Origin of the sequence: Micromonospora sp. NPDC049049, from assembly GCF_040649115.1 — a bacterium.
Classification (GTDB): Bacteria; Actinomycetota; Actinomycetes; order Mycobacteriales; family Micromonosporaceae; genus Micromonospora.
Map to the genome: position 1 here is coordinate 163,934 of NZ_JBEZEX010000004.1, position 23,214 is coordinate 187,147.

Below are 23,214 nucleotides of genomic sequence, written 5' to 3' on the forward strand. Positions count from 1 at the left end.
TTCTGCTCGCCTGTGCCGGCCCCGTGTTCCGGGGCCGGCACCAGCGGTCATCCTCGGCGCAGCAGGGGCCGGGCCAGGGCCCAGTAACCGCCGGCGACGGCGTTGAACGCTCCCAGGCCGGGTGTGGTCGGCACACCGGAGGGCGTGACCCGACCGGTCATCAGCTTCGCGATGACCCCGTCCGGCACCCGGCGTTCAGCCTGTAGCTGCCGTCGACGGCCGCGAACCCAGTCGCGGTTGCGCCACAACCAGCCCCAACCCCGCAGCTTCTGCCGGGACCAGCCGCCGGCGACCGCGGCGGTGAGCATGGCGGCCTCGGTGAGCAGCAGCGCCGGGGCGAGCACCACGAGTGTCCGCGCCTCGTAGGCGGTGAGCAGGGTGACCAGTCGGTTCCGCTCGACCAGGTAGAGCTTCAGGGCGTTGCGGGAGAACTCGTAGTGGTGCCGCACGACGGCGTCCGGCACGTACTCCAGTCGTAGTCCGCGCTGCCACAGTCGCAGGCTGAGTTCGGTGTCCTCGTGGTACGCGAAGTATTCGGCGGCGAAGCCGTCGAGCTCGCGCCAGAGCTGCCGGCTGATCACGAAGCAGCAGCCGCTGAGGGAGGGCACGGCACGGCGTACGGCGTGGTTGCTGGCCGGTTCGCCGTTGCCGCCGGCCCAGGAGAGGCCGGTGAAGTGCAGCGGGTTGCCGCTGGTGTTGATCAGCTCGGGGGTGTCGGCCAACCGGATCGACGCCATGGCCGCGCCTACGCCCGCTTCGGCGGCCACGGCGGTGGTCTTGGCCAGGGCGTCGGGTGCGACGACGGCATCGGAGTTGACGAACGCGAGCCAGTCACCGGTGGCTTCGGCGGCGCCGACCCGGCAGCCACCTGAGTAGCCGGTGTTCTCCTCCGGTCGGATCACCCGCACCCCGGGCAGGCCCTTGACGATGTCGATGCCGTCGCCGGTGCAGCCGTTGTCGACGACGATGAGGTCGATCTCGACGTCGGTGCTGGCCAGCACCGCCTGGGCGGCGTCGACGAGGTAGGGCTCCGGGCCGTAGGCGAGCATGACGGCGCTCACCCGGGGTCGGGTCATCGGATGCCTCCGGATGCGGCAGGGGCAACGGCCTCGGCGAGCGGCCGGGCGGGGGTGGTGGGTCGGCTGAAGCCGCCACGCAGCAGCATCGCCATGGTGGCGGCCACGATGACGGAGCCGATGGTGTACGCCAGTTCGACTCGCAGGGTGACCGGAGCCGGGATCAGCGTCACGGCGATCAGGGCGGCGACGCCAGCGGTCCAGGCGAGGGCCTGGGCGCGGTGCCGGTCGAGGGCGAGCAGGGCCTGACCGAGCACCATCGCCCACAGGTAGGCGAGCGTGGCGGCCGCCAGCCAGGCGAAGTCGCCGTGGCCGAGGACGCCGGGTGCGTCGAAGAGGGTGCCGACCAACCATGGGCCGAGCAGCACGGCGCCGAGGGCGCCGGCGAGGCCGAGCGCGGTGACGATGCCGAGCGCCCGACGAAGCAGGCTGTGGAAGCCTTGCTGGTCGCCGGTGGTGGCGGTGGTGGCCAGGCCGGGCAGCAGTGACGCCTGCAGGGAGCCGAAGACGAACAGGGGGATGCGGACCAGCACGAGGGCGGAGAGCAGTGCGCCGGCGGCTGCCGCGTCGGAGGGGGAGAGCAGCTGTACGTTGATCACCCCGATGTTCACCACGACCTGGGAGAGCAGGCTGGAGGCGGTGAGCAGGCCGAGGCCGCGTAGCAGCGTGGCCCAGGCGACCGGAGGGCCTCCGCCGATGGCGCGCAGCACCGGTGGCAGGGTGAGGAGGACGCTGACCAGGGGGGCGGCGACGAGCACGAGCCCGTACCAGACGGGCGACGTCACTCCGGCCAGCCCGAGCAGGGCCACCATGATGATCCGCAGGCCGCCGTCGATCCCGAGTTGAGCGCCGTACCAGGGGAACAGTTGCAGGCCGGAGAGGACGCCACGGGTGGCGTAGGCGACGGCCATCGTGGCGAGTGCGCCGATCAGCACGGTGACCAGGTTGCCGTCACCGGCGAAGAGCTTGTCGGCGAGCGGCTGGCGGCCGATGGTGACGGCCAACACCAGTACCGCGAGCATCACGGCGGCGACGGTGACGCCGCGGGCCAGCACCGGGCCGGGCGGCAGCCCCTGGCTGTGTCGGGCGGCGACGACCCGGGCGACCTCCTGCTCGATCGGCATGAACACGCCGATGCCGAGGGTGAACACGATCGACCAGAGCACCGACAGGGACGAGTAGTCGGCCTGGCTGAGGCTGTGGCCGGCGACGGCGAGGTGAACGTAGGAGGCGAGCCCGAGAAGGGCCAGCCCGGCACCGACAGCGACGGTGCCGGGCGGGACCAGGCTCAGTAGCCGTCGGATCACCGGCGGATGAGCGCCAGCGTGAGAACGGCGAACGCGCGGCCGAGGTAGACCATCGCCTTGGCGGGGGAGTGGCTGGGCGTGCCCGCCATCCGCTTGCGCATGGCGACCGGCACCTGGCGGATGCGGAAGCCGCGGCGAGCGGTGTGCACCAGGGTCTCCACCGTGTCGCCGAGGTATTCGGCCGGGTACCAGCTGGCGAACATCTCGATGACCCGCCGGTTGGCGGCCCGGAAGCCGGAGGTGGTGTCGGTGAGCTTGGTGCGGGCGACCCGGGACAGCACGGCGGAGAGCATGACCATCGCCCAGCGGCGGGGGCCGCGGACGTTGTAGTCGCCCTCACCGGCGAAGCGGGCGCCGATGACGAGGTCGTTGTCGTCGAGCAGGTCGACGAGCTTCGGCACGTACCGGGGGTCGTGCTGGCCGTCGGCGTCGATCTGGATGGCGACGTCGTAGTCGTGGTCACGGGCGTAGCGGTAGCCGAGGCGCATGGCCCCACCGACGCCGAGGTTGTACGGCAGTTTGGCGACCAGGGCACCGGCGGCGGCGGCGACGGCGGCGGTGCGATCGGTGGAGCCGTCGTCGACGACGAGCACGTCGACGCCGGGCAGTTCGCCGCGGACCTCGCCGACGACGTCGGCGATCGAGCCCGACTCGTTGAGAGCCGGGATGATGATCAATGTGCGCTTGCCGTTAACCATCGGTCGACACCAGTTCGTCTCGGGCTGCCCGGTCCGCGTCGATCTCAGCGCGGAGCAGGGCGAAGTCTTCGGCCAGGGTGCGGGTCTCTTCTTCCAGGGCGCTGACCTCCCAGCTCAGGTGCACGCACACCAACAGCAGGAAGACGATGCCGAGGAAGAGCACCAGGCTGACACCGGAGGCGACGCCGAGGAGTTCGGCGACGTTGTCGAGCAGCCGGGGGAAAAGGGACAGCGGAATCACAATGATCAGTACGGCGAGCCAGAGCATGCCGTACTTCTCGCGCAGCTGACGGCGGCGCAACAGCTCGACGATGGTGCCGAGGAGCAGCAGGCCGGTCAGGCCGGTGACGAGGGTGAGCTTCATGCGACCTTCCACGGGGCGGGTGGAGCGGGGGAGTGGAACGCGTCAACCAGGGCGCTGTGCCAGTCTGGAAGCGGGGGTAGACCCACGGCTGCCCAGCGGCTGTGCCCTAGCACACTGTACGCAGGCCGTGGAGCGGGACGTGGATACCGGTCGCTGGTGGTGGGTCGGATCCGGTCCGGGTCCAGTCCGGCCAGCGTGAACGCGGCGCGCGCCAACCCGTACCAGGTCGTCTGCCCGGCGCAGGTGCCGTGGTAGACGCCGGGCGGCGCGTGACCGGCCAGCGCCGCGTCGGCGAGCGCGACGAGCCGTTCGGCGAGCGCGTACGACCAGGTGGGTTGGCCGTGTTGGTCGTCGACCACGTCGAGGTGTTCGTGCTGGGTGGCGAGTCGGAGCATGGTGGCCACGAAGTTCGGGCCGTGCGCGCCGTAGAGCCAGGCGGTGCGTACGACGTACCCGGTGTCGGGCAGCAGCCGCGCGACGGCCTGTTCGCCGACCAGCTTGCTGCGGCCGTAGGCGTTGACCGGCGCGATGGGCGCGTCCTCCGGGTACGGGGTGTCCGCGTTGCCGGCGAGGACGTAGTCGGTGGAGATCTGGATCAGCCGTGTTCCGTCGGTGGCGCATGCCGCGGCCAGGTTGGCCACGGCGTGGCCGTTGACTGCCGTCGCCGCGGCCTCGTCGGCCTCGGCGGCGTCGACGTTGGTCCACGCGCCGGCGTTGATCACGAGGTCGTGCCCGGCGACGGCGGTGCGGACCGCGGCGGGGTCGGTGATGTCGAGGTCGGCGCGGGTGGCGGCGGTCACCTTGAGGTCGGGTCGTGCACCCAGCACGGCGACCAGGTCCCGGCCGAGCATCCCGCCCGCGCCGGTGACGAGGAGTCGGGTCATGCGGTCGGCGCGGACTTGAGGGGTTCCCACCAGTTGCGGTTGTCCCGGTACCAGCGGACGGTGTCGGCGAGGCCCTGGTCGAGGGTGATGCTGGGGTGGTAGCCGAGCTCTTCGCTGATCTTGGTGATGTCGAGGGAGTACCGGCGGTCGTGGCCCTTGCGGTCGGTGACCGGGACGACCCGGTCCCACCCGGCGCCGCAGGCGTCCAGGAGCAGGCCGGTGAGTTCCTTGTTGGTCAACTCGGTGCCGCCGCCGATGTTGTAGACCTCACCGGCACGGCCCTTCTGCTGGACGAGGGCGATGCCCCGGCAGTGGTCGTGCACGTGCAGCCAGTCACGGATGTTGCCGCCGTCGCCGTAGAGGGGGACGGTGCCACCGTCGAGCAGGTTGGTGACGAACAGCGGGATGACCTTCTCGGGGAACTGGTACGGGCCGTAGTTGTTGGAGCAGCGGGTGACGACCACGTCCATGCCGTGGGTGCGGTGGTACGACAGCGCGAGCAGGTCGGAGCCGGCCTTGGACGCCGAGTACGGCGAGTTGGGGGCGAGTGGCCAGGTCTCGGTCCAGGAGCCCTCGTCGATCGAGCCGTAGACCTCGTCGGTGGAGACGTGCACGAATCGTCTGGTGCCGTGGCGCAGCGCCGCGTCGAGCAGCGTCTGGGTGCCCAGCACGTTGGTGGTGACGAACGGCGCGGCGCCCGCGATGGAACGGTCGACGTGTGACTCGGCGGCGAAGTGCACGATCACGTCGTGGTCGGCCACCGCCTCGTCGACAACCACCGGGTCGCAGATGTCGCCCTGCACGAAACGCAGTCGCGGGTCGTCGCGGACGGGCTCGAGGTTGGCCAGGTTGCCCGAGTAGGTCAGCTTGTCCAGCACGGTCACGACGGCCGGCTCGAGCGTCGGCACGCTCTCCGCGCTGCCGAGGGGCTTGCCCAGCAGCAGGCGAACGTACTCCGACCCGATGAATCCGGCTCCGCCGGTGACGAGGATCCTCACGGGTCCGGAAGTATACGCGACGGGCGGGGCGGCGCCCGGTGTGTGACCCCCGCACGACGTGCCCGGGTGCGGCTAGGCTTCCCCGATGCGCGGAATCCTACTTGCCGGCGGCACCGGGTCCCGGCTCTGGCCGATCACCCGGGCGGTCTCGAAGCAGCTGATGCCGGTCTTCGACAAGCCGATGATCTATTACCCGCTCTCCACCCTGGTGATGGCCGGGGTCCGGGAGATTCTGGTGATCACGACTCCGGACGATCAGGACCAGTTCCGTCGGCTGCTCGGCGACGGCAGCCAGTTCGGGCTGCGGCTGGAGTACGTCAGTCAGGAGCGCCCGGAGGGCATCGCGCAGGCGTTCATCCTCGGCGCGGACTTCATCGGCGCCGAGTCGGTGGCGTTGGTCCTCGGCGACAACATCTTCCACGGCGTGGGTCTGGGTGGGCAGCTCGCCGACCACAGTGACCTGGTCGGTGGGCGGGTCTTCGCCTATCAGGTGGCCAACCCGCAGGAGTACGGCGTGGTCGACTTCGACGCCGATGGTCGGGTGCTCTCGATCGAGGAGAAGCCGGCCCGGCCGAAGTCCCGCTACGCGGTGCCCGGCCTCTACTTCTACGACAACCGGGTGGTGGACATCGCCCGCAAGCTCACCCCGAGCGCCCGCGGCGAACTGGAGATCACGGCGGTCAACGAGGTGTACCGGGAGACCGGGGAGCTGGCGGTGACGGTGCTGGATCGGGGCACCGCCTGGCTGGACACCGGCACGTTCAGCTCGATGATGCAGGCCGCCGAGTTCGTCCGGGTGGTCGAGGAGCGGCAGGGTCTCAAGATCGGTTGCATCGAGGAGGTCGCCTGGCGGGCCGGCCTGATCGACGACGCACAGCTGCGCGCGCTCGCCGAGCCGCTGACCAAGAGCGGCTACGGCACCTACCTGCTCGGTCTGCTCAGCGATCAGGCCGGCAACGACGGGGGTTCCTGGTGAAGATCCGGGAGCTGAGCATCGAGGGCGCCTGGGAGATCATCCCCCAGCAGCACGGTGACCCGCGCGGCATGTTCATGGAGTGGTACCGCTTCGACAAGCTCGCCGAGGTGGTGGGGCATCCGCTCCGGCTGGCCCAGGCCAACCTGTCGGTCTCCGCGCGCGGCGTGGTGCGCGGCGTCCACTTCGCCGACGTCCCGCCCGGGCAGGCCAAGTACGTGACGTGCGTGCGGGGCGCTGTCCTCGACGTGGTCGTGGACCTGCGGGTCGGCTCGCCGACCTTCGGTCGTTGGGAGGGCGTCCGGCTGGACGACACCGACCGTCGGGCGGTCTACCTCAGCGAGGGGCTGGGGCACGGGTTCTGCGCGTTGACCGACGACGCGACGTTGAGCTACCTCTGCTCGACCACATACAACCCGACCGGCGAGCACGCCGTGCACCCGCTGGACGAGGAGTTGGGCATCGAGTGGCCCGCCGACGTTCCACTGCTGTCCGCGCGCGACGACGCGGCGCCGACTCTGGCGCAGGTCCGCGAGCGGGGTCTGCTTCCGGAGTACGACAGCTGCCGGCAGTTCGCGGCGAGCCTCGGTCCGGACGGAATGTCGCACTCAACCGGTATGTGACGGCGCTCGGGGCACGACCTGTGGTCTGACAGTGACGAACCGGGCCTCCGGGCGGCTAATGTCTCACCATGGAGCGGCGAATCTTCGGCCTCGAGACCGAGTACGGCGTCACCTGCACCTATCGCGGGCAGCGGCGGCTGTCCCCGGACGAGGTCGCGCGGTATCTGTTCCGTCGCGTGGTGTCCTGGGGCCGGTCGAGCAATGTCTTCCTACGCAATGGGGCCCGGCTCTACCTGGACGTCGGGTCGCATCCGGAGTACGCGACACCGGAGTGCGACTCGGTGACCGATCTCGTCGCCCACGACCGGGCCGGCGAGCGGATCCTGGAGGGCCTGCTCGTCGACGCGGAGAAGCGGCTGCACGACGAGGGCATCGCGGGTGAGATCTACCTGTTCAAGAACAACACCGATTCGGCCGGCAACTCGTACGGCTGCCACGAGAACTACCTGGTCTCCCGACACGGCGAGTTCGGCCGGCTCGCCGACGTGCTCATCCCGTTCCTGGTCACCCGGCAGTTGATCTGCGGGGCCGGCAAGGTCCTGCAAACTCCACGCGGCGCGGTCTACTGCCTCTCGCAGCGGGCCGAGCACATCTGGGAGGGCGTCTCCTCGGCGACCACCCGCAGCCGCCCGATCATCAACACCCGCGACGAGCCGCACGCTGACGCCGAGCGCTACCGGCGGCTGCACGTGATCGTCGGCGACTCCAACATGAACGAGGTCACCACGCTGCTCAAGGTCGGCACCGCCGACATCGTGCTGCGGATGATCGAGGCCGGGGTGGTGATGCGCGACCTGTCCCTGGAGAACCCGATCCGGGCCATCCGGGAGGTGTCGCACGACATCACCGGCCGGCGCAAGGTGCGGTTGGCCAACGGCAAGGAGGTCAGCGCGCTGGACATCCAGCAGGAGTACCTCGCCAAGGCCACCGAGTTCGTCGAGCGACGCGGCGGCGACCAGGCCGCCAAGCGGGTCGTCGAGCTGTGGGGCCGGGTGCTCAACGCGGTGGAGAGCGGCGACCTGGAGCCGGTCTCCCGGGAGATCGACTGGGTCAGCAAGTTGCGGCTGATCGAGCGCTACCAGCGCAAGCACGACCTGCCGCTGTCGCACCCCCGGGTGGCGCAGATGGATCTGGCCTACCATGACGTGCGCCGTGGTCGGGGCCTCTACGGGCTCCTGGAGCGCCGCGGCGACGTCGACCGGGTGGCCACCGACCCGGAGATCTTCGAGGCCAAGGAGACCCCGCCGCAGACCACCCGGGCTCGGCTGCGGGGCGAGTTCATCCGGCACGCCCAGGAGAAGCGTCGGGACTTCACCGTCGACTGGGTGCATCTGAAGCTCAACGACCAGGCGCAGCGCACCGTGCTCTGCAAGGACCCGTTCCGGGCGTACGACGAGCGGGTGGAGCGGCTGATCGCCAGCATGTGACCGGTTGCCGGCCCCGTCGACGCGCTGCGTCGACGGGGCCGGTCAGCCCGGTGCGCCGAGCGGTTAAGCTGAGCGCGCCATGACGACTTCTGGACCTTCCGACCGCCCCGAGCGCGGCACCGAGCGGCAGAACTGGATCGAACGCCGGCGGGAGAAGATCCGCGCCGAGGTCGACCGTAACCGGCGCGGTGACTACACAGTGCCGACGTGGGTGCTGGCCCTGGCGCTGGCGCTCATCGTGGGCGGCTGGCTAGCCCTGATCTTCCTGGCCTGACCCGGACGCACCCTCTTTGGCCCGCGATGATCATGAGGTTATTGCCATGACACGCCGAGGCGGAGCGCAATAACCTCATGATCGACGCGGGCTGGCGGGGGGTCAGGGGAGCAGGGTTGCCGCGTGGCGGCCGGCGGCGGCTGCTGCCAGGAAGTAGGCGTGGTCGGCGTCCAGGGCACGGCCCATGGTGGACAGGGGTACCGCGCTGGCCCGCAGCGCGGCGTCCAGACCGTCGGTGAGCACCCGGACGATCCGGTGTCGGGTCGCCAGGGGCGCCAGCGCCGCGTCCACCTCGGCGGCAAGGGCGGGGTCCAGGTCGTCGGGCACCACCAGCTCCGCCGCGGCGAGCGCCACCCGTCCGTACGCGGTGAGGCTGTGGTGTGACACGCCCCGGTGTCGGGGGCGGGCGTCGGCGTCGGAGATGCGCAGCGAGCCGACCGGCTTCCCGCCCAGCGTGGCGATCGCGTTGACCGCCTCGCCGACGGCGACGCCGGAGAAGCCCCACCGGGTTCCGGTGCCCAGGTTGCCGGGCCCCTGGGCCACGATCGCCACGTCCGCGTCGAGCACGTGGCGGGCGGCGAGCAGACCACCGTGCAGGGTGGTGGCCTCCAGGTCGCCACCGAACGCCTGCCCGACGGTGATCGTGCCAACCAACTCGTCCCGCAGCCCGGCGAGGGTACGGGAGAACCAGGCGGGCAGCGCCCCACCGTCGGTGAGCAGGTACGCCACCCGCGCCTGCGGGGCGTCGGCCCGGATGCCGGCCAGGATCGCCGGGAGCGCCGAGTGCAGGTCGGCGGTGACCACCGGCAGGCCGCCCAGGTCGTCCGCGTCGGCCAGCACGTCGCGGTGCGGGGAGGCTTCCTCGTCGACGCCGAGGAGGATCGGCTGCAACGGCGTGTAGCGGGCCTTGACCAGATGCCCGGCGTCGCGGGTGTCGGCGACCTCCGGCGGGTCCGGCGGCAGTCGGTCGGGCAGGGCGACCACCAGGGCGTACCCGCCGGTGCCCAGCCCCATCAGCAGCGCGCCCGCGTTGAGCAGCACCCGGTCGCCGGGCTGGGGCGTGCCGACCAGCTCCGGGTACGCGAGGGCCCGCATCCGCGTGCCGTCGGGCAGGTCGACGTCCAGCTCCACCGCCCCGGTCCACTGCCGTCGAAGCGTCGCCACCGTCCCCGTACGCCATCGCACCATGACGGGCACGCTAGCCGCGCGGGCGTGGCGGCCCGCGCCCGGGTGCGGGTCAGGTCGGTTCGGGGCCGCCGGCGTCCGGGCTCGGCCCAGCCTGGGTGTGCCGGGCGGTGCCGGTGGCGCCCGGCATCGAACGGGTCGGGTCGAGGAAGACGAAGCGGATCTCCGGGTACCGGTTGGTGAGCCGCCGCTCGGCCTCGTCGGCGCTGGCCTCGATCTGCGCGCCGGTGGCCTCGTCGCGGAAGTCGACCTTCGCGGCGACCAGGATGTCCTGCGGGCCGAGCTGCATGGTCAACAGGGTGTCGATGCGTTCCACCTCGGGCAGCCCGGCCAGATCCTGCTCGATCTCGTGTCGCAGCCGCTCCGGGACGGCCCGGCCGACCAGCAGCGACAGATTGTTGCTGGCGAGGATCCCGGCGACGGTCAGCAGCAGGAGCCCGATCAGGATCGACGCGACGCCGTCCCACACCTCGTCGCCGGTGGCGTGCGACAGACCGACGCCGAGCCCGGCCAGCACCAGACCGATCAGGGCCGCGCTGTCCTCCAGGAAGACCGCCTTGACGGTGGTGTCGGCGGTCAACCGCAGGAACCGCCGAGGCGTGGTCCGCCAGCGCCGCGACTCGCGGCGGACCTGCCGCACGGCCCGGGCCAGCGAGATCGACTCGATGACGAACGACACCCCGAGCACGATGTACGAGATCAGGTAGTCGCCGCTGTGCTTGTGCACCAGGATCGTGGTGACGCCGTGGGTGACGGCGAAACCGGCGCCGGCGACGAACGTGAACATGGCGGCGAAGAACGCCCAGACGTAGCTTTCCTTGCCGTACCCGAAGGGGTGTCGCTGGTCGGCCGGGCGGGCGCCGCGGCGCAGCGCCTGGAAGAGCAGCACCTCGGTGGTGGTGTCGGCGATCGAGTGCGCCGCCTCGGAGAGCATCGCGGCTGATCCGGAGATCAGCCCGGCGATCAGCTTGGCGACCGCGATGGCGAGGTTGGCCGCCCCGGCGACGACGACGGTGCCGACGCTCTCGCTCTCGGGTCTGGCCTCCGCTTGCGACATGAGGATCACCCTATGACCGCTGACGGCGACGCGCCGGGGGAGGCCCGATCCGAACAAGTGTGCGGCACGCCCGCGCGGGTGCGCGGTGTGGGCGGGTCGGCTGCTAGCGTCTACCGCGTGTCGCGGACCCGCACCGAACGCCTGGTCAACCTGGTGATCTGCCTGCTGTCCACGCGACGGTTCCTGACCGCCGCGCAGATCGCCGCGACCGTGCCCGGTTACGAGCACGATCCGGACGACGCGCGCGACCACGAGGCGTTCCAACGCAAGTTCGAGCGGGACAAGGCCGAGCTGCGCGAGCTGGGTGTCCCACTGGAGACCGGCACGGCGAGCGCCTTCGACGCCGAGCCCGGCTACCGGATCGCCCACCGTGAATACGCGCTGCCCGACATCCTCCTCGAACCGGACGAGGCCGCAGCGGTCGGCATCGCCGCCCGACTGTGGCAGCACGCCGGGTTGGCCGCCGCCGCGTCGTCGGGGCTGGCCAAGCTGCGCGCCGCCGGGGTGGACGTGGACCCGCAGGCGACCCTCGGCCTGGAGCCGATGGTCACTGTCGACCCGGCGTTCGCGCCGCTGACCGCCGCCGCCCGGGACCGCCGCGAGGTGGGGTTCGACTACCGGGTGCCCGATCGCGACGCGCCCACCCGGCGACGGTTGCAACCGTGGGGCGTGGTCTGCTGGCGCGGCCGGTGGTATGTGGTCGGCCACGACCAGGACCGGGAGGCGACCCGCTGCTTCCGGCTGTCCCGGGTCGTCGGCGCGGTCCGGGTGACTGGCGCCCCCGGCGCGTACGAGCCGCCGGCCAACGTCGACCTGATCAGCCACGTGGCCCGCTGGTCGGGTCCGGTGGAGCGCACCGGTCGGGCCACCGTGCTGGCCGCGCCCGGGCGGGCCGCCGGGCTGCGCCGTTGGGCGGTGGAGGTGACCGCCGGGCCGGACGGCGACTGGCTGGTCCTGCCGTACGCCGACCCGGACGGGCTGGCCGGTCATCTCGTCGGCTACGGCCCGGACGTGCGGGTCATCGACCCACCGGAGGTCCGCGAGGCGGTCATCCAACGACTCAAGGAGATCGCCGTGCGCCACGACGAGCTGGCCGTCGGCGGGGGTGCCCGGTGACCCGCCCGGCCGCCCGCAACGGCTCCCGCGCGTCCGCCGACCGGCTGGCCCGACTGCTCAACCTGGTGCCCTACCTGCTGGCCCGGCCCGGCATCGAGATCGCCGAGGCGGCCGGTGACCTGGGCGTCACCGAGCGCCAGCTCCGGGAGGATCTGGAGCTGCTCTGGGTGTGCGGGCTCCCCGGGTACGGCCCCGGTGACCTGATCGACATGGCGTTCGACGGTGACCGGGTGACCATCACCTACGACGCCGGCATCGACCGGCCGTTGCGACTGACCCCCGACGAGGCCCTGGCCCTCGTGGTGGCGCTGCGCATGCTGGCCGAGACGCCCGGGGTGGCCAACCGGGAGGCCGTCGAACGGGCCCTCGCCAAGATCGAGGCCGCAGGAGACCTGGTGGGCGCGCCGGTGGCGGTCCGGTTACCCGGGGACACCCCGCGGGTCGAGGCGCTGCGCGCCGCCGTGGAGGGCGGCAGGGCCCTGCGGATCACCTACTACACGGCCGCCCGGGACGAGACCACCGAGCGGGTCATCGACCCGCTGCGGATGCTGATGGTCGGCGGGCGGGCGTACGTGGAGGCGTGGTGTCGGCGCGCGGAGGCCGTCCGGCTGTTCCGCGCCGACCGGATCGACGCGGTCACCGAGCTGGACGAGCCGGCCACGGTGCCGCCCCAGGCCGTCCCGCACGACCTCACCGAGGGCGTGTTCCGCCCCTCGGCCGACCTACCGTTGATCACCCTGCGCATCGGTCGGGGCGAACGGTGGATCACCGAGTACTACCCGTGCGAGCGGGTCGAGGCCGGTGACGGCGACCAGTGGCTCGTCTCCCTGCGGGTCACCGACCTGGGGTGGGCCCGCCGGTTCGTGCTGGGCCTCGGCCCGGAGGTGACAGTGGTCGCCCCGGTGGAGTTGGCCGAGCAGGTGCGGGCGACGGCGGCCGCCGCGCTGGATGCGTACGCCGTGCCCGCGGCCGTGCCCCGGCTGCCCGAGGTCGACCCGGAGCGCGCGCCGTCGGGTGACCCGGCGGTGGCCGGCCGCACCCAGTAGGCTGACCGCCGTGCTGATCTGGATCGTGCTCGCGGTGGTGCTGCTACCTCTCGTGGTGCTCGCGTTGGCCGTGCGCCCGGTGCTGGCCCGGCTGCCCCGACTGCGCCGCGCCGCCGTGGCGTTGCAGCGGCGCGCTGCGGAGGCCGAGGCGCTGCGGGACACCGCCGAGGCGCTGCAACAGCGTGCCGAGGAAGTCCAACGTCGGCTCGACACCACGTCCCAGCGACTCGCGGTGATCAAGGCCAAGCGCGGCTGATCGGGCACGCACCCGGCGATGGTTGACGGATCATCGCGGGTTGGTCAAGACTTCACCCTCCCGCCCAGACCACCACCACCCAGCGGGTGGCAGGCAGCCGATCCGCACGTACGATGGGCTGCGTACCACCCCCCGGACACAGAGCGACTGGAGCTTCTCATGGGTGCCCTCAAGCCGTGGCACATCGCTGTTCTCGTGGTTGTGCTGATCCTGCTCTTCGGTGCGAAGCGGCTCCCCGACGCGGCCCGTTCGCTGGGTCGGTCGCTGCGGATCATCAAGGCCGAGACCAAGAGCCTGCAGGATGACGACCGCGACCTCGCCGAGAAGGCCGACGCGCAGGCCGGCTACCAGCCGCTGCCGCCGCACGCCGGGCAGCAGGCGCCGTACGCTGGCCAGCCGCAGCAGGCCCCGTACCAGCAGGCCCCGCCGCAGCAGCCGGTCGTCGACCCGGTGCACCGCGTCCGCGACAACTGACCGAAGGGCCCCACTCCCGTGGCCTTCGCACTGCGTAAACGCGGCCCCAAGTCGTTCGAACGGGCCGCCGACGGCTCGATGACGCTCATCGAGCACGTTCGTGAGCTGCGCAACCGTCTGTTCCGCGCGTCCGTGGCGATCCTCATCGGGTTCGGCTTCGGTTTCTGGTTGGCCAAGCCGGTGCTGCACCTGCTCCAGCAGCCCTACTGTGACCTGCCGCAGGCCCGATATGTCGACGGCAAGTGCGAGTTCGTGCAGCTCGGCCCGGCCGACCTGTTCCTGCTCAACCTGAAGGTCGCGCTCTGGGTCGGGTTGATCGTGGCCGCACCGATCTGGCTGTACCAGCTCTGGGCGTTCATCGCGCCCGGCCTGCACCGGCACGAGCGGCGCTACGCGTACTTCTTCACCGCCCTCGCCGCGCCGCTGTTCGCGGCCGGTGCGGTGCTGGCGTACTTCGTCACGGCCAAGGGCTTGGAGTTCCTGCTCAGCATCTCGGACAGCGAGATCAGCACGACCTTGGAGATCACCAAGTACATCTCCTTCGTCACCAACCTGATCCTGTTGTTCGGCGTGGCCTTCGAGTTCCCGCTCGTCGTGCTGATGCTCAACTTCGTGGGCATCGCCAGCGCGAAGCGGTTGCTCAGCTGGTGGCGCGTGGCGATCTTCGTGTTCTTCGCGTTTTCCGCCGTGGTCACTCCGACGCCGGACCCGTTCGGCATGACGGCCCTGGCGATCTGCCTCTCCGCTCTCTACTTCGGTGCGGTGGGCGTCGCCTTCCTCAACGACAAGCGGCGTGGGCGCGGCAAGGAGATCTACGCCGGCATCGACGACGACGAGGTGTCGCCGTTGGAGTTCGACGCGGACCCGGTCGTGGCCGGGCAGCGGGTCGACTCGGCAGCGCCGATCGGCGAACCCGAGCCGATCGCCAAACCGGCGCCGATCGAACGCCGCTACGACGACATGACCTGACGGCTCCGCGCCGACCGGTCCACCGACGCCGTCCCCGTGTTTCGGGGGCGGCGTCGTCGCGTCACCTGCCGCGGCGGCGGCGGAACTGTTGGTGACGGCACCTGCCCCTGGTGAACGGCGGGTGTCCGACCGGTACGGTGCTGCCCGTGACCGCAGACGACCACCTGCCCGGCCCGGTCGCCGGCGAACCCGTCGACCGCGCCCCGCTCGCCGGTGGGCCGGTGGCCGTGCTCACCAACCCGTCCGCCGGTCGGGGACGGTACAGCGCACTGCTGCCCCGGTTGTTGGACGGGCTGGCCGACGCGGGTCGGCCGCTTCGAGTGCTGTCGGCGTCCAGCCCAGGCGAGGCGGAGGCGGCATGCCGTCAGGCGGTCGCGGACGGCGCGGGTGCGCTGGTGGCGGTCGGCGGCGACGGCACCGTGCACCGGGCGTTGCAGGCGGTCGCCGGGACCGACGTGCCGTTCGGCCCGATCCCGGCCGGCACCGGCAACGACTTCGCCCTGGACACCGGCTTTCCGGCCGACCCCCTGGCTGCGGCGGCGGTGATCGCCGAGGCGGTACGCGACGGCCGCAGTCAACCGGTCGACCTGGCCCGGATGGTAGGAGTCGACGGCGTCGAGCGCTGGTACGGGGCGGTCCTCGCGGCTGGCTTCGACGCGATCGTCAACGAGCGGGCCAACCGGATGCGCTGGCCCCGCGGCCCGCGCCGATACGACCTGGCGATCCTGGTCGAGCTGGCCCGGCTGCGCCCACGCCGCTACACGCTGCGCCTCGACGGGGTGCCGCACGACCTGGACGCGGTGCTCGTGGCGGTGGGCAACTGCCCCACGTACGGCGGTGGGATGCGGATCTGCCCCGACGCGGACCCGACCGACGGGCTGCTCGACGTGGTGGTGGCGGGTCGGGTCAACCGGCGCACCCTGGTCCGGGTGAAGCCGCGTATCTACCAGGGCACCCACATCAGTCATCCGCTGGTGCGCAGCTTCCGGGCCCGCACCGTGGAGTTGGCGGCCGAGGGCATCACGTCGTACGCCGACGGGGAACGCTCCCTGGAGTTGCCGGTGACGATCAGCGCGGTTCCGGGCGCCGTGCGGCTGCTGCGTTGACCCGTACCGCGCCGATGCTGGCGACGATCACCAGCACGATGGCGGTGCACTCCAGCACTGTCAACTCCTGCCGCAGCACCAGCCAGCCGGCGAGGGTGGCGACGGCCGGGCCGAGGCTCATCAGAACGGCGAAGGTGGCGGTGGGCATCCGCCGCAGCGCCATCAGCTCCAGGGTGTAGGGCAGCCCGGAGGCGAGCACGGCGAGGGCGGCGCCGAGGGCCAGCGCCCGCGGGTCGAGCAGCGCCGCGCCGCCGTCGACGATGCCCAGCGGCAGGGTGACCAGCGCGGCGACGGTCAGCGCCAGGGCCAGCCCGTCCGCGCCGGGAAAGCGGCCGCCGACCCGGGCGCTCAGCACGATGTACGCGGCCCACATGGCGCCCGCGCCGAACGCGAAGGCCACGCCGACCGGGTTCAGCCTGTCGAAGCCGCCCTGCCCGAGCAGGGCCACCCCGGCCAGCGCGAGCCCCGCCCAGCCCCAGCTGGCCAGTCGGCGGGCGGAGAACACCGACAGCGCGAGGGGGCCGAGCACCTCGAGCGTCACCGCCGGGCCGAGCGGGATGCGTTCGATGGCCTGGTAGAACAGCGAGTTCATGCCGGCCAGCGCCAGCCCGAACGCGCCGGCCGCCAGCCAGGCCGACCGGTCGTGTCCGCGCAGGCGGGGCCGGCACACGACGAGCAGCAGCACCGCCGCGATGGTCAGCCGCAGGGTCACCGCACCGGCCACCCCGGTACGCGGGAAGAGCAACGCGGCCACGGCGGCGCCGAACTGCACCGACAGGGCCCCACCGAGCACCAGCCCCACCGCGACGACGCCGCCGCCGCGGGCTGGTGGCGTTTCTGCCGGTGCCGGCGTGGGCAGCAGGATCTCGGTCACGGGCACGACGCTAGGCCGTCCGCCCTGGCCAACCTGCGGCGGCTTCCACCGGCGTGGCCGAGGCAACCGCAGGTCAGCCGGGCAGGGCGAGGTCGAGCACCGCGCCCAGCCCGTTCTCCCGGCCCGGCTCGGCTGCCGGGAGCACCAGCGCCGAGCAGCCGGCGGCCACCGCGCCCGCGTCCGCCGGGGTGTCACCGACCATCAGGGTCTGCTCCGGGTCGACGCCCAGCATGCCGCAGGCACGCCAGAAGATCGCCGGGTCGGGTTTGCAGCGCCCCACCTCGTACGAGAGCACGAACGCGCCGACCAGGTCTGTCAGCCCCCAGGCGTCGAAGTGCGGCCGCAGGTCGAAGCCGATGTTGCTGACCACCGCCACCGGCACCCCGGCATCGCGTAACGCGGTCAGCGTGGGGGCGGTGTCAGCGTACGGCAGCCAGCCCTCGGTGGTCAGCAGCCGCTCGTAGAGCGCGTCGGCGAAGCCGTCGATGCCGGCGTCGACGGTCTCGGCCAGCCCGGTGTACGCGCCCCGGTGGGCGTGTTGGTAGAGGTCCCGGTCGGCCCACAGTTCGGCGAGTCGGGGCGGCACCCGTGCCGGCAGTGGCCCGCCGGCGCGTCCGGCGGTGAGCAGTCGGTCGGCCAGTGAGGTGGCGCGGACGCGGTCCAGGGTGACGCCGCACGCCGCCGCGGCCTCCGACACCCACCGCTGGGGCTCCTCCACCTGGGCCAGGGTGCCGTGGAAGTCGAAGAGCACCGCCTTGACAGGGCGTCGGGACGCCCGGCGCTCGGTGGTGCCCGGCGGACTGGTCTGGGGCGGTTCGGCATGGTCCGGCACGCCGTGCACCCTACCGACCGCCCCCGACCGAGCCTCCGGACGGCCTTGTGGGGTGACATGACGCGGCACGCACTAATCTTGGTGCCATGTCGAGCCCCGCCGAGCGGTACGCAGCGGCGCGCCGCAAGGCCGCACAAGCCGCACAGTTTCCGGCGCTGGACGAGTTCGCCCTCGAGTTGGGGTTCGACCTCGACGACTTCCAGCGGGAGGCGTGCCAGTCGCTGGAGCGGGGCAGCGGTGTGCTGGTCTGCGCTCCCACCGGCGCCGGTAAGACGGTGGTCGGGGAGTTCGCCGTCCACCTGGCGTTGCGGGGTCGGCCCGACGACCCGGCGCCCGCCGTCGACGCGACGACCCCACCGGTGCGACGCAAGTGCTTCTACACCACCCCGATCAAGGCGCTGTCCAACCAGAAGTACCACGACCTGGTCGCCCGGTACGGCGCCGAGCAGGTCGGCCTGCTGACCGGCGACAACGCGATCAACGGCGACGCGCCGGTGGTGGTGATGACCACCGAGGTGCTGCGCAACATGCTCTACGCGGGCTCCAGCACCCTCCAGGGCCTCGCGTACGTGGTGATGGACGAGGTGCACTACCTGGCTGACCGGTTCCGCGGTGGAGTGTGGGAAGAGGTGATCATTCACCTGCCGGCTTCGGTCACCCTGGTCTCGTTGTCGGCGACGGTCTCCAACGCCGAGGAGTTCGCCGACTGGCTGGTCACCGTGCGCGGGGAGACCGCCGTGGTGGTCAGTGAGCACCGGCCGGTGCCGTTGTGGCAGCACATGCTGGTCGGCAAGCGGATGTTCGACCTGTTCCACGACGCCGACGCCGCCCGCAAGCACGACGTGCACCCGGAGTTGCTGCGCTACACCCGGGAGACCGCGCGGCGGCTGGAGTTGGGGGAGGGGCGCAGCGCCGGGCCCGGTGCCGGCCGGCGTGGCCCGCGTTGGCGTGGCCCGTTGCGCCCGGACATCGTCGACCGGCTGGACCGGGAGGGTCTGCTACCGGCGATCTTGTTCATCTTCAGCCGGGCCGGTTGCGCCGCCGCGGTGCAGCAGTGCCTCGCCGCCGGGTTGCGGCTCACCTCGGCGGAGGAACGGGCCGAGATCCGCCGGGTCGTCGAGTCGCGGGTCACCGCCATTCCCGGCGAGGACCTGTCGGTCCTGGGCTACTGGGAGTGGCTCGACGGCCTGGAACGCGGCCTGGCCGCCCACCACGCCGGCATGCTGCCGGTGTTCAAGGAGGTCGTCGAGGAGCTGTTCGTCCGCGGCCTGGTCAAGGCGGTCTTCGCCACCGAGACGCTGGCTTTGGGCATCAACATGCCGGCCCGCTGCGTGGTGCTGGAACGGCTGGTCAAGTACAACGGCGAGGCGCACGTCGACCTGACCCCGGGGGAGTACACCCAGCTCACCGGGCGTGCCGGCCGCCGAGGCATCGATGTGGAGGGGCACGCCGTCGTGGTGTGGTCCCCGGAGATTGACCCACGGCACGTGGCCGGGCTCGCGTCCACCCGCACCTATCCGCTGCGCTCCAGCTTCCGGCCGTCGTACAACATGGCGGTGAACCTGGTCGGCACGGTCGGCGCGGAGCCGGCCCGGGCGCTGCTGGAGTCCTCGTTCGCCCAGTTCCAGGCGGACCGGTCGGTGGTCGGCCTGGCCCGGCAGGTGCAGCGCAACACCGAGACCATCGAGGCGTACGGCGCGGAGGCCGCCTGCCACCACGGCGACTTCGACGAGTACTTCGCGCTGCGGGTGGCGATCGCCGATCGGGAGAAGGCGATCGCCCGGCAGGGGCAGACCCAGCGCAAGGCCGCCGCGGTGGCCTCGCTGGAGCGGCTACGGGTCGGCGACGTGATCCGGGTGCCGTCGGGCCGGCGGGCTGGGCTGGCCGTGGTGTTGGACCCGGCGACCGGTGGGTTCGGTGAGCCCCGTCCGTTGGTGCTTACCCAGGACCGTTGGGCCGGGCGGGTCAGCCCCGGCGACTTCACCACTCCGGCCGAGGTGTTGGCCCGGATCCGGGTGCCCAAACACTTCAACCACCGGTCCCCGGGCGCCCGGCGGGATCTCGCCGCCGAGGTCAGCGGCACCGGCCTGGATCGGCACGCTGGCCGACGCGGGGGCCGTTCCCGGCAGGCGACCGGCGAGGACCACCAGATCACCCAGCTCCGCAGCGAGCTGCGTCACCACCCCTGCCACGCCTGCCCGGAGCGCGAGGATCACGCCCGCTGGGCTGAGCGGCGTCGGCGGCTGGAGCGCGACACCGAGGAGCTGCGCGAGCGCGTCAGTGGTCGTACCGGGTCCCTCGCGCGAACGTTCGACCGGATCGTGGCGCTGCTGACCGAGCGTGGCTACCTCGCCCGCGACGGCGCGGTCACCGACGCCGGTCGGATGCTGGGCCGGATCTGGACCGAGGCGGACCTGCTGGTCGCCGAGTGCCTGCGCCGGGGGGTGTGGAACGGGCTGTCCCCGGCCGAGTTGGCCGCCGCGGTGTCGGTGGTGGTGTTCGAGGCGCGCCGCGATGTCGACGAGAGGGCGTCGCTGCCGCGCGGGCCGGTGGCCGACGCGGTGGACGAGACGCTGAAGCTGTGGGGGGAGATCGAGGCCGACGAGGCGGCGCGAGGGCTGACGGCGACCCGGGAGCCGGATCTAGGTTTCGCCTGGCCCGTCTACCGGTGGGCCCGGGGGGAGGCGCTGGCGAAGGTGCTCGGCAGCGGTCACGAGATCGATGGTGAGATGCCCGCCGGTGACTTCGTCCGGTGGGCCCGACAGGTCGTCGATCTGCTCGGTCAGCTTGCCGACTCCGGGGGCGCTTCGCCGGAGCTGCGGTCCACCGCCCGGCAGGCGATCGCGGCGGTCAACCGGGGTGTTCTGGCCTACCACACCTCGGTCTGATTACTACTCCCGGTGAAGACCGTCGGCTGATCGACGCAGCGGTCGCGCCGGACAACCCGCCCCGCTGACGTCGACAGTCAGCTCACCAGGCCCGTCCGGTAGGCGTAGACGACCGCCTGCACCCGGTCGCGCAGGTCGAGCTTGGTGAGGATCCGTGACACGTGGGTCTTCACGGTCTCCTGGCTGATCACCAGCCGGGCGGCGATCTCGCCGTTGGACAGGCCGGTGGCGACGAGGCGCAACACCTCCAGCTCACGCGGAGTCAGGCCGACGGCGTCCACGGTGCCCCCGGCCGGGCGGATCCGCTCGGCGTACCTGCCCACGAGCTGCCGGGTCACCTCGGGCGCCAGCAGCGCGGCACCGGACGCGACAGTGCGGATGCCGTGCAGCAGTTGGGCCGGAGGGGCGTCCTTGAGCAGGAAACCGCTCGCCCCGGCGCGCAGCGCCTCGTACACGTACTCGTCGAGGTTGAACGTCGTCACCACGAGCACCTTGACGGGCTCGGTGACCCCGGGGCCGGCCAGCAGCCGGGTCGCCCCGATGCCGTCGAGGATCGGCATCCGTACGTCCATGACGACCACGTCCGGGCGCAGCCGGCGGGCGAGGGCGACAGCGTCGCGCCCGTTGCCGCACTCGCCCACCACGTCGATGTCGGGCTGGGCGTCGATGATCGTGGCGAAGCCGGTGCGGATCAGCTCCTGGTCGTCGCAGACAAGCACCCGGACAGACGCGGTCACGACGGGCTCCCGGTGGGGATGCGGGCCCGCACGACGAAACCGCCGCCCGCCTGCCGTTCCGCGCTGAACTCGCCACCGAGCACGTGGACCCGTTCGCGTAGCCCGGCGAGGCCACGCCCGCTCCCACCGGGCGTCGCGGCGGGCGAGCCCGATCCGTCGGTGCTGACGTTCACCGAGGTGTCCCTTTCGCCGTGCCGCACGTGGACGATGGCGCGGCTGCCGTGGTCGTGCTTGAGGGCGTTCGTCAGCGCCTCCTGCACGACCCGGTAGGCGACGACCTCGCCGCCGCCGGTCACCCCCGCGGGGCTGCCCTCCTCGGTGAACTCCACAGGCTGCCCGGCCCGGCGGGTCTGCTCCACGAGGGCGCGCAGGTCGCCGACGGCCGGCGTACGAGGATCGGTGGCGTGGTCGGGGTTGAGCAGGTCGAGCAGATGCCGCAGGTCGGTGATGGCCCGCCGGCCTGTGTCGGTGATGGCGGTCAGGGTCGTGTCGAGGCGCTCGGGGGCGGCGGTCAGGTAACGCGCCGCCTCCGCCTGCACGACCATCGCCGTCACATGGTGGGTCACCACGTCGTGGAGTTCGCTGGCGATGCGAGTGCGTTCGGCGTTGCGGGCTGCCAGGGCGACGTGTCGACGGCGTTCCGCCTCGGCTGCCCGGGACTGCCGTAGCCACACCCCGATGCCCCACGCGAAGGCCAGCATCAGATAGAACGTGCCGAACCCGAGCACGCCCTCGGTCGAGCCTTGCCGATGCAGGGCGACAGCCAGCGACACGTACGCGGCGGAGGCCAGGACCACCGCGGTCCGCCGGTGCTGGTCGAGGTGGGCCGCCGCGCTCACCAGCGCGATGGCAAGCCCGGCACCCGCCACCGTGTGGTAGGCCCGGAGCTGGTCGAGCGCGAAGCCGAGGGACACCAGGGTGAGGCAGAGCGCCGGCCAGCGTCGACGGACGGCGAGTGGCAGGCACTGGAGGAGGATCGCCACGGTGGCCAGCGCGTCGAAGGGACGCGCCGGCAGGTCGCCGAGCTGCGTCCCGCGGTCCTGCAACGCCGGCACCACCGACGCGGCGGCGAGCAGCAGTGCCACCGGGAGATCCCGGACCGTGACGGCGTGCTGCCGCCACCGGTCCAGGAACGTCCGACGGTCGATCACGCGGTGACTGTAACCGTCGCCGGGGCGGCGGCCGCGCGGCGGCGACGCGGGACGATGGTGCCGCGGCGGTGAGCCATCCACATGAACCCCGCGGTCATCAGCACGCCCGCCGTGACCGCGAACACGCTCGCCTCGGGGCCGAAGTTACCCCCGGTGAGCAGCGCCGGGCCCGACATCGCAGTCTCCAGCAGGCCCTTCGACTGCTCGTTGCCCGAAACCACGGAGCTGAAGATGCCGCCCGCGGCGATGTTCCAGCCGAAGTGCAGGCCGATCGGCAGCCACAGGTTGCGGGTTGCGGCGTAGGCGGCGGCGAACATGAACCCGGCCTCGATCGTGATCGCGGTCGCGCCCCACAGGCTGGCATCCGGGTTGGTCAGATGCATCATGCCGAACGCCACCCCGGAGAGGAGCAGGGCGATCCAGGTGCCGGCGCGTTCCTCGATGATGCGGAACAGGACGCCGCGGAAGAGCACCTCCTCGGTCACGGCGGCGGCGGCCATGAACCCGACCAGCCCCATCGCGCCCGTCGCCGAACCGAAGCCGTTGATGTGGTACTCGGCGGAGAGCGCGATGGTGACGAGGACGGCCACGAACATCCCGACCCCGAGCACCGTTCCCAGGCCGGTCTGCGAGACGGCTCCGGCCCTCGCGAGTTCGGTGACCGCGCGACGTTCGGTACGCCGTACGACCCAGATGTAGACGAGGATGGCGAGCACCGACGTCAGCACGCCGAGTGGCAGTGTGAGCCAGTCGTTGCCCTGCGCGGCGACGATGGCCTGGCCGCCGGCGAAAGCGACCGCCGCGACGGCCACGAGTTGCTTTACGAAACGCATCGGAGTCCTTCCCAAGGCCGTTGCACGGGCGCAGCGGCCTGGGTTGAACGCTATTTTTTCGCCTGC

Annotated in this window: 24 protein-coding genes; 11 read left to right on the forward strand and 13 right to left on the reverse strand. The window is 71.9% G+C overall.

Annotation, left to right across the window (positions count from 1 at the left end; translation table 11 throughout):
* Positions 1 to 47: 47 nt before the first annotated feature.
* The 6 genes from AB0B68_RS06670 to rfbB are packed head-to-tail and all read right to left on the reverse strand — an operon-like array spanning position 48 to position 5,327.
* Positions 48 to 1,076 (reverse strand): glycosyltransferase family 2 protein, encoded by a 1,029-nt coding sequence (locus AB0B68_RS06670; protein WP_357208437.1) that lies wholly within the window; start codon positions 1,074 to 1,076, stop codon positions 48 to 50.
* Complete coding sequence (locus AB0B68_RS06675; RefSeq protein ID WP_357258191.1) at positions 1,073 to 2,383, reverse strand: polysaccharide biosynthesis protein; 1,311 nt, start codon at positions 2,381 to 2,383, stop codon at positions 1,073 to 1,075. The genes AB0B68_RS06670 and AB0B68_RS06675 overlap by 4 nt, the downstream gene beginning before the upstream one ends.
* Positions 2,380 to 3,081, reverse strand: a complete 702-nt coding sequence (locus AB0B68_RS06680) for a glycosyltransferase family 2 protein (RefSeq protein WP_355007952.1) — start codon at positions 3,079 to 3,081, stop codon at positions 2,380 to 2,382. The genes AB0B68_RS06675 and AB0B68_RS06680 overlap by 4 nt, the downstream gene beginning before the upstream one ends.
* A complete protein-coding gene (locus AB0B68_RS06685) occupies positions 3,074 to 3,445 on the reverse strand; it encodes a DUF2304 domain-containing protein (RefSeq protein ID WP_112587313.1) in 372 nt (123 codons plus the stop codon). The genes AB0B68_RS06680 and AB0B68_RS06685 overlap by 8 nt, the downstream gene beginning before the upstream one ends.
* Positions 3,442 to 4,329, reverse strand: a complete 888-nt coding sequence (rfbD, locus tag AB0B68_RS06690; protein WP_357258194.1) for a dTDP-4-dehydrorhamnose reductase — start codon at positions 4,327 to 4,329, stop codon at positions 3,442 to 3,444. The genes AB0B68_RS06685 and rfbD overlap by 4 nt, the downstream gene beginning before the upstream one ends.
* On the reverse strand, positions 4,326 to 5,327 hold the full coding sequence (gene rfbB / locus AB0B68_RS06695; RefSeq protein WP_357201193.1) for a dTDP-glucose 4,6-dehydratase: 1,002 nt from the start codon (positions 5,325 to 5,327) through the stop codon (positions 4,326 to 4,328). The genes rfbD and rfbB overlap by 4 nt, the downstream gene beginning before the upstream one ends.
* Before the next feature lie 85 nt (positions 5,328 to 5,412).
* Between rfbB and rfbA the strand changes: the two genes are divergently transcribed.
* From rfbA to AB0B68_RS06715, 4 genes are all read left to right on the forward strand, one after another.
* The gene (rfbA, locus tag AB0B68_RS06700; protein ID WP_355007955.1) at positions 5,413 to 6,303 is read left to right on the forward strand and encodes a glucose-1-phosphate thymidylyltransferase RfbA; all 891 of its coding nucleotides are present in this window, start codon (positions 5,413 to 5,415) and stop codon (positions 6,301 to 6,303) included.
* A complete protein-coding gene (gene rfbC, locus AB0B68_RS06705) occupies positions 6,300 to 6,923 on the forward strand; it encodes a dTDP-4-dehydrorhamnose 3,5-epimerase (RefSeq protein WP_355007956.1) in 624 nt (207 codons plus the stop codon). The genes rfbA and rfbC overlap by 4 nt, the downstream gene beginning before the upstream one ends.
* Before the next feature lie 68 nt (positions 6,924 to 6,991).
* The gene (gene pafA, locus AB0B68_RS06710; RefSeq protein WP_210781723.1) at positions 6,992 to 8,350 is read left to right on the forward strand and encodes a Pup--protein ligase; all 1,359 of its coding nucleotides are present in this window, start codon (positions 6,992 to 6,994) and stop codon (positions 8,348 to 8,350) included.
* 79 nt (positions 8,351 to 8,429) lie between these two features.
* The gene (locus AB0B68_RS06715) at positions 8,430 to 8,624 is read left to right on the forward strand and encodes a hypothetical protein (RefSeq protein ID WP_355007957.1); all 195 of its coding nucleotides are present in this window, start codon (positions 8,430 to 8,432) and stop codon (positions 8,622 to 8,624) included.
* A gap of 102 nt (positions 8,625 to 8,726) precedes the next feature.
* On the opposite strand, the gene AB0B68_RS06720 is transcribed toward AB0B68_RS06715, so the two are convergent.
* Positions 8,727 to 9,812, reverse strand: coding sequence for a DUF3866 family protein (locus tag AB0B68_RS06720; protein ID WP_357258196.1), 1,086 nt, complete (start codon positions 9,810 to 9,812; stop codon positions 8,727 to 8,729).
* Positions 9,813 to 9,861: 49 nt separating this feature from the next.
* Positions 9,862 to 10,866, reverse strand: coding sequence for a cation diffusion facilitator family transporter (locus AB0B68_RS06725; RefSeq protein WP_357201182.1), 1,005 nt, complete (start codon positions 10,864 to 10,866; stop codon positions 9,862 to 9,864).
* 117 nt (positions 10,867 to 10,983) lie between these two features.
* Here AB0B68_RS06725 and AB0B68_RS06730 point away from each other — a divergent pair, with 117 nt between their 5' ends.
* The 6 genes from AB0B68_RS06730 to AB0B68_RS06755 all read left to right on the forward strand — a co-directional run bounded on the left by AB0B68_RS06730 (position 10,984) and on the right by AB0B68_RS06755 (position 15,833).
* A complete protein-coding gene (locus tag AB0B68_RS06730) occupies positions 10,984 to 11,982 on the forward strand; it encodes a WYL domain-containing protein (RefSeq protein ID WP_357201208.1) in 999 nt (332 codons plus the stop codon).
* Positions 11,979 to 13,028 carry a YafY family protein gene (locus AB0B68_RS06735; protein ID WP_357201179.1) on the forward strand — a complete coding sequence of 350 codons (1,050 nt, stop codon included), beginning with the start codon at positions 11,979 to 11,981 and terminating at the stop codon, positions 13,026 to 13,028. The genes AB0B68_RS06730 and AB0B68_RS06735 overlap by 4 nt, the downstream gene beginning before the upstream one ends.
* Positions 13,029 to 13,038: 10 nt before the next feature.
* Entirely contained in the window at positions 13,039 to 13,284 is a 246-nt protein-coding gene (locus AB0B68_RS06740; RefSeq protein WP_357201176.1) for a hypothetical protein, read from the forward strand.
* Between the two features lie 159 nt (positions 13,285 to 13,443).
* Entirely contained in the window at positions 13,444 to 13,758 is a 315-nt protein-coding gene (gene tatA, locus AB0B68_RS06745) for a Sec-independent protein translocase subunit TatA (protein ID WP_124855346.1), read from the forward strand.
* A gap of 18 nt (positions 13,759 to 13,776) precedes the next feature.
* The gene (tatC, locus tag AB0B68_RS06750; RefSeq protein WP_355007963.1) at positions 13,777 to 14,727 is read left to right on the forward strand and encodes a twin-arginine translocase subunit TatC; all 951 of its coding nucleotides are present in this window, start codon (positions 13,777 to 13,779) and stop codon (positions 14,725 to 14,727) included.
* Between the two features lie 164 nt (positions 14,728 to 14,891).
* Positions 14,892 to 15,833 (forward strand): diacylglycerol kinase, encoded by a 942-nt coding sequence (locus AB0B68_RS06755; RefSeq protein WP_357201205.1) that lies wholly within the window; start codon positions 14,892 to 14,894, stop codon positions 15,831 to 15,833.
* Here AB0B68_RS06755 and AB0B68_RS06760 read toward each other — a convergent pair.
* Together AB0B68_RS06760 and AB0B68_RS06765 are read right to left on the reverse strand one after the other, a co-directional pair.
* Entirely contained in the window at positions 15,796 to 16,713 is a 918-nt protein-coding gene (locus tag AB0B68_RS06760) for an EamA family transporter (protein ID WP_357258198.1), read from the reverse strand. The genes AB0B68_RS06755 and AB0B68_RS06760 overlap by 38 nt on opposite strands.
* A 67-nt stretch (positions 16,714 to 16,780) precedes the next feature.
* A complete protein-coding gene (locus AB0B68_RS06765; protein WP_357201167.1) occupies positions 16,781 to 17,539 on the reverse strand; it encodes an HAD-IA family hydrolase in 759 nt (252 codons plus the stop codon).
* An 86-nt stretch (positions 17,540 to 17,625) separates the two neighbouring features.
* Here AB0B68_RS06765 and AB0B68_RS06770 point away from each other — a divergent pair, with 86 nt between their 5' ends.
* Complete coding sequence (locus AB0B68_RS06770; RefSeq protein ID WP_357201164.1) at positions 17,626 to 20,427, forward strand: DEAD/DEAH box helicase; 2,802 nt, start codon at positions 17,626 to 17,628, stop codon at positions 20,425 to 20,427.
* A gap of 77 nt (positions 20,428 to 20,504) precedes the next feature.
* Here the strand turns inward: AB0B68_RS06770 and AB0B68_RS06775 are convergent, their stop codons facing one another.
* From AB0B68_RS06775 to AB0B68_RS06785, 3 genes are read right to left on the reverse strand one after another with little or no spacing between them, the layout of a single operon-like run.
* Entirely contained in the window at positions 20,505 to 21,164 is a 660-nt protein-coding gene (locus AB0B68_RS06775) for a response regulator transcription factor (protein ID WP_357258199.1), read from the reverse strand.
* Positions 21,161 to 22,315 carry a histidine kinase gene (locus tag AB0B68_RS06780; RefSeq protein WP_357258200.1) on the reverse strand — a complete coding sequence of 385 codons (1,155 nt, stop codon included), beginning with the start codon at positions 22,313 to 22,315 and terminating at the stop codon, positions 21,161 to 21,163. The genes AB0B68_RS06775 and AB0B68_RS06780 overlap by 4 nt, the downstream gene beginning before the upstream one ends.
* Positions 22,312 to 23,148 (reverse strand): CPBP family intramembrane glutamic endopeptidase, encoded by an 837-nt coding sequence (locus AB0B68_RS06785; RefSeq protein ID WP_357201155.1) that lies wholly within the window; start codon positions 23,146 to 23,148, stop codon positions 22,312 to 22,314. Before AB0B68_RS06785 ends, AB0B68_RS06780 begins: the two co-directional genes overlap by 4 nt.
* Positions 23,149 to 23,214 lie beyond the last annotated feature (66 nt).

Excerpts from the sequence above, each read along its gene's own strand:
- AB0B68_RS06715 (WP_355007957.1), top strand. The coding sequence starts at position 8,430 with ATGACGACTTCTGGACCTTCCGACCGCCCCGAGCGCGGCACCGAGCGG.
- AB0B68_RS06725 (WP_357201182.1), bottom strand. The coding sequence starts at position 10,866 with ATGTCGCAAGCGGAGGCCAGACCCGAGAGCGAGAGCGTCGGCACCGTC.
- AB0B68_RS06670 (WP_357208437.1), bottom strand. The coding sequence starts at position 1,076 with ATGACCCGACCCCGGGTGAGCGCCGTCATGCTCGCCTACGGCCCGGAG.
- rfbD (WP_357258194.1), bottom strand. The coding sequence starts at position 4,329 with ATGACCCGACTCCTCGTCACCGGCGCGGGCGGGATGCTCGGCCGGGAC.
- AB0B68_RS06685 (WP_112587313.1), bottom strand. The coding sequence starts at position 3,445 with ATGAAGCTCACCCTCGTCACCGGCCTGACCGGCCTGCTGCTCCTCGGC.
- tatA (WP_124855346.1), top strand. The coding sequence starts at position 13,444 with ATGGGTGCCCTCAAGCCGTGGCACATCGCTGTTCTCGTGGTTGTGCTG.
- AB0B68_RS06680 (WP_355007952.1), bottom strand. The coding sequence starts at position 3,081 with ATGGTTAACGGCAAGCGCACATTGATCATCATCCCGGCTCTCAACGAG.
- AB0B68_RS06785 (WP_357201155.1), bottom strand. The coding sequence starts at position 23,148 with ATGCGTTTCGTAAAGCAACTCGTGGCCGTCGCGGCGGTCGCTTTCGCC.
- AB0B68_RS06720 (WP_357258196.1), bottom strand. The coding sequence starts at position 9,812 with ATGGTGCGATGGCGTACGGGGACGGTGGCGACGCTTCGACGGCAGTGG.
- pafA (WP_210781723.1), top strand. The coding sequence starts at position 6,992 with ATGGAGCGGCGAATCTTCGGCCTCGAGACCGAGTACGGCGTCACCTGC.
- rfbA (WP_355007955.1), top strand. The coding sequence starts at position 5,413 with ATGCGCGGAATCCTACTTGCCGGCGGCACCGGGTCCCGGCTCTGGCCG.
- AB0B68_RS06770 (WP_357201164.1), top strand. The coding sequence starts at position 17,626 with ATGTCGAGCCCCGCCGAGCGGTACGCAGCGGCGCGCCGCAAGGCCGCA.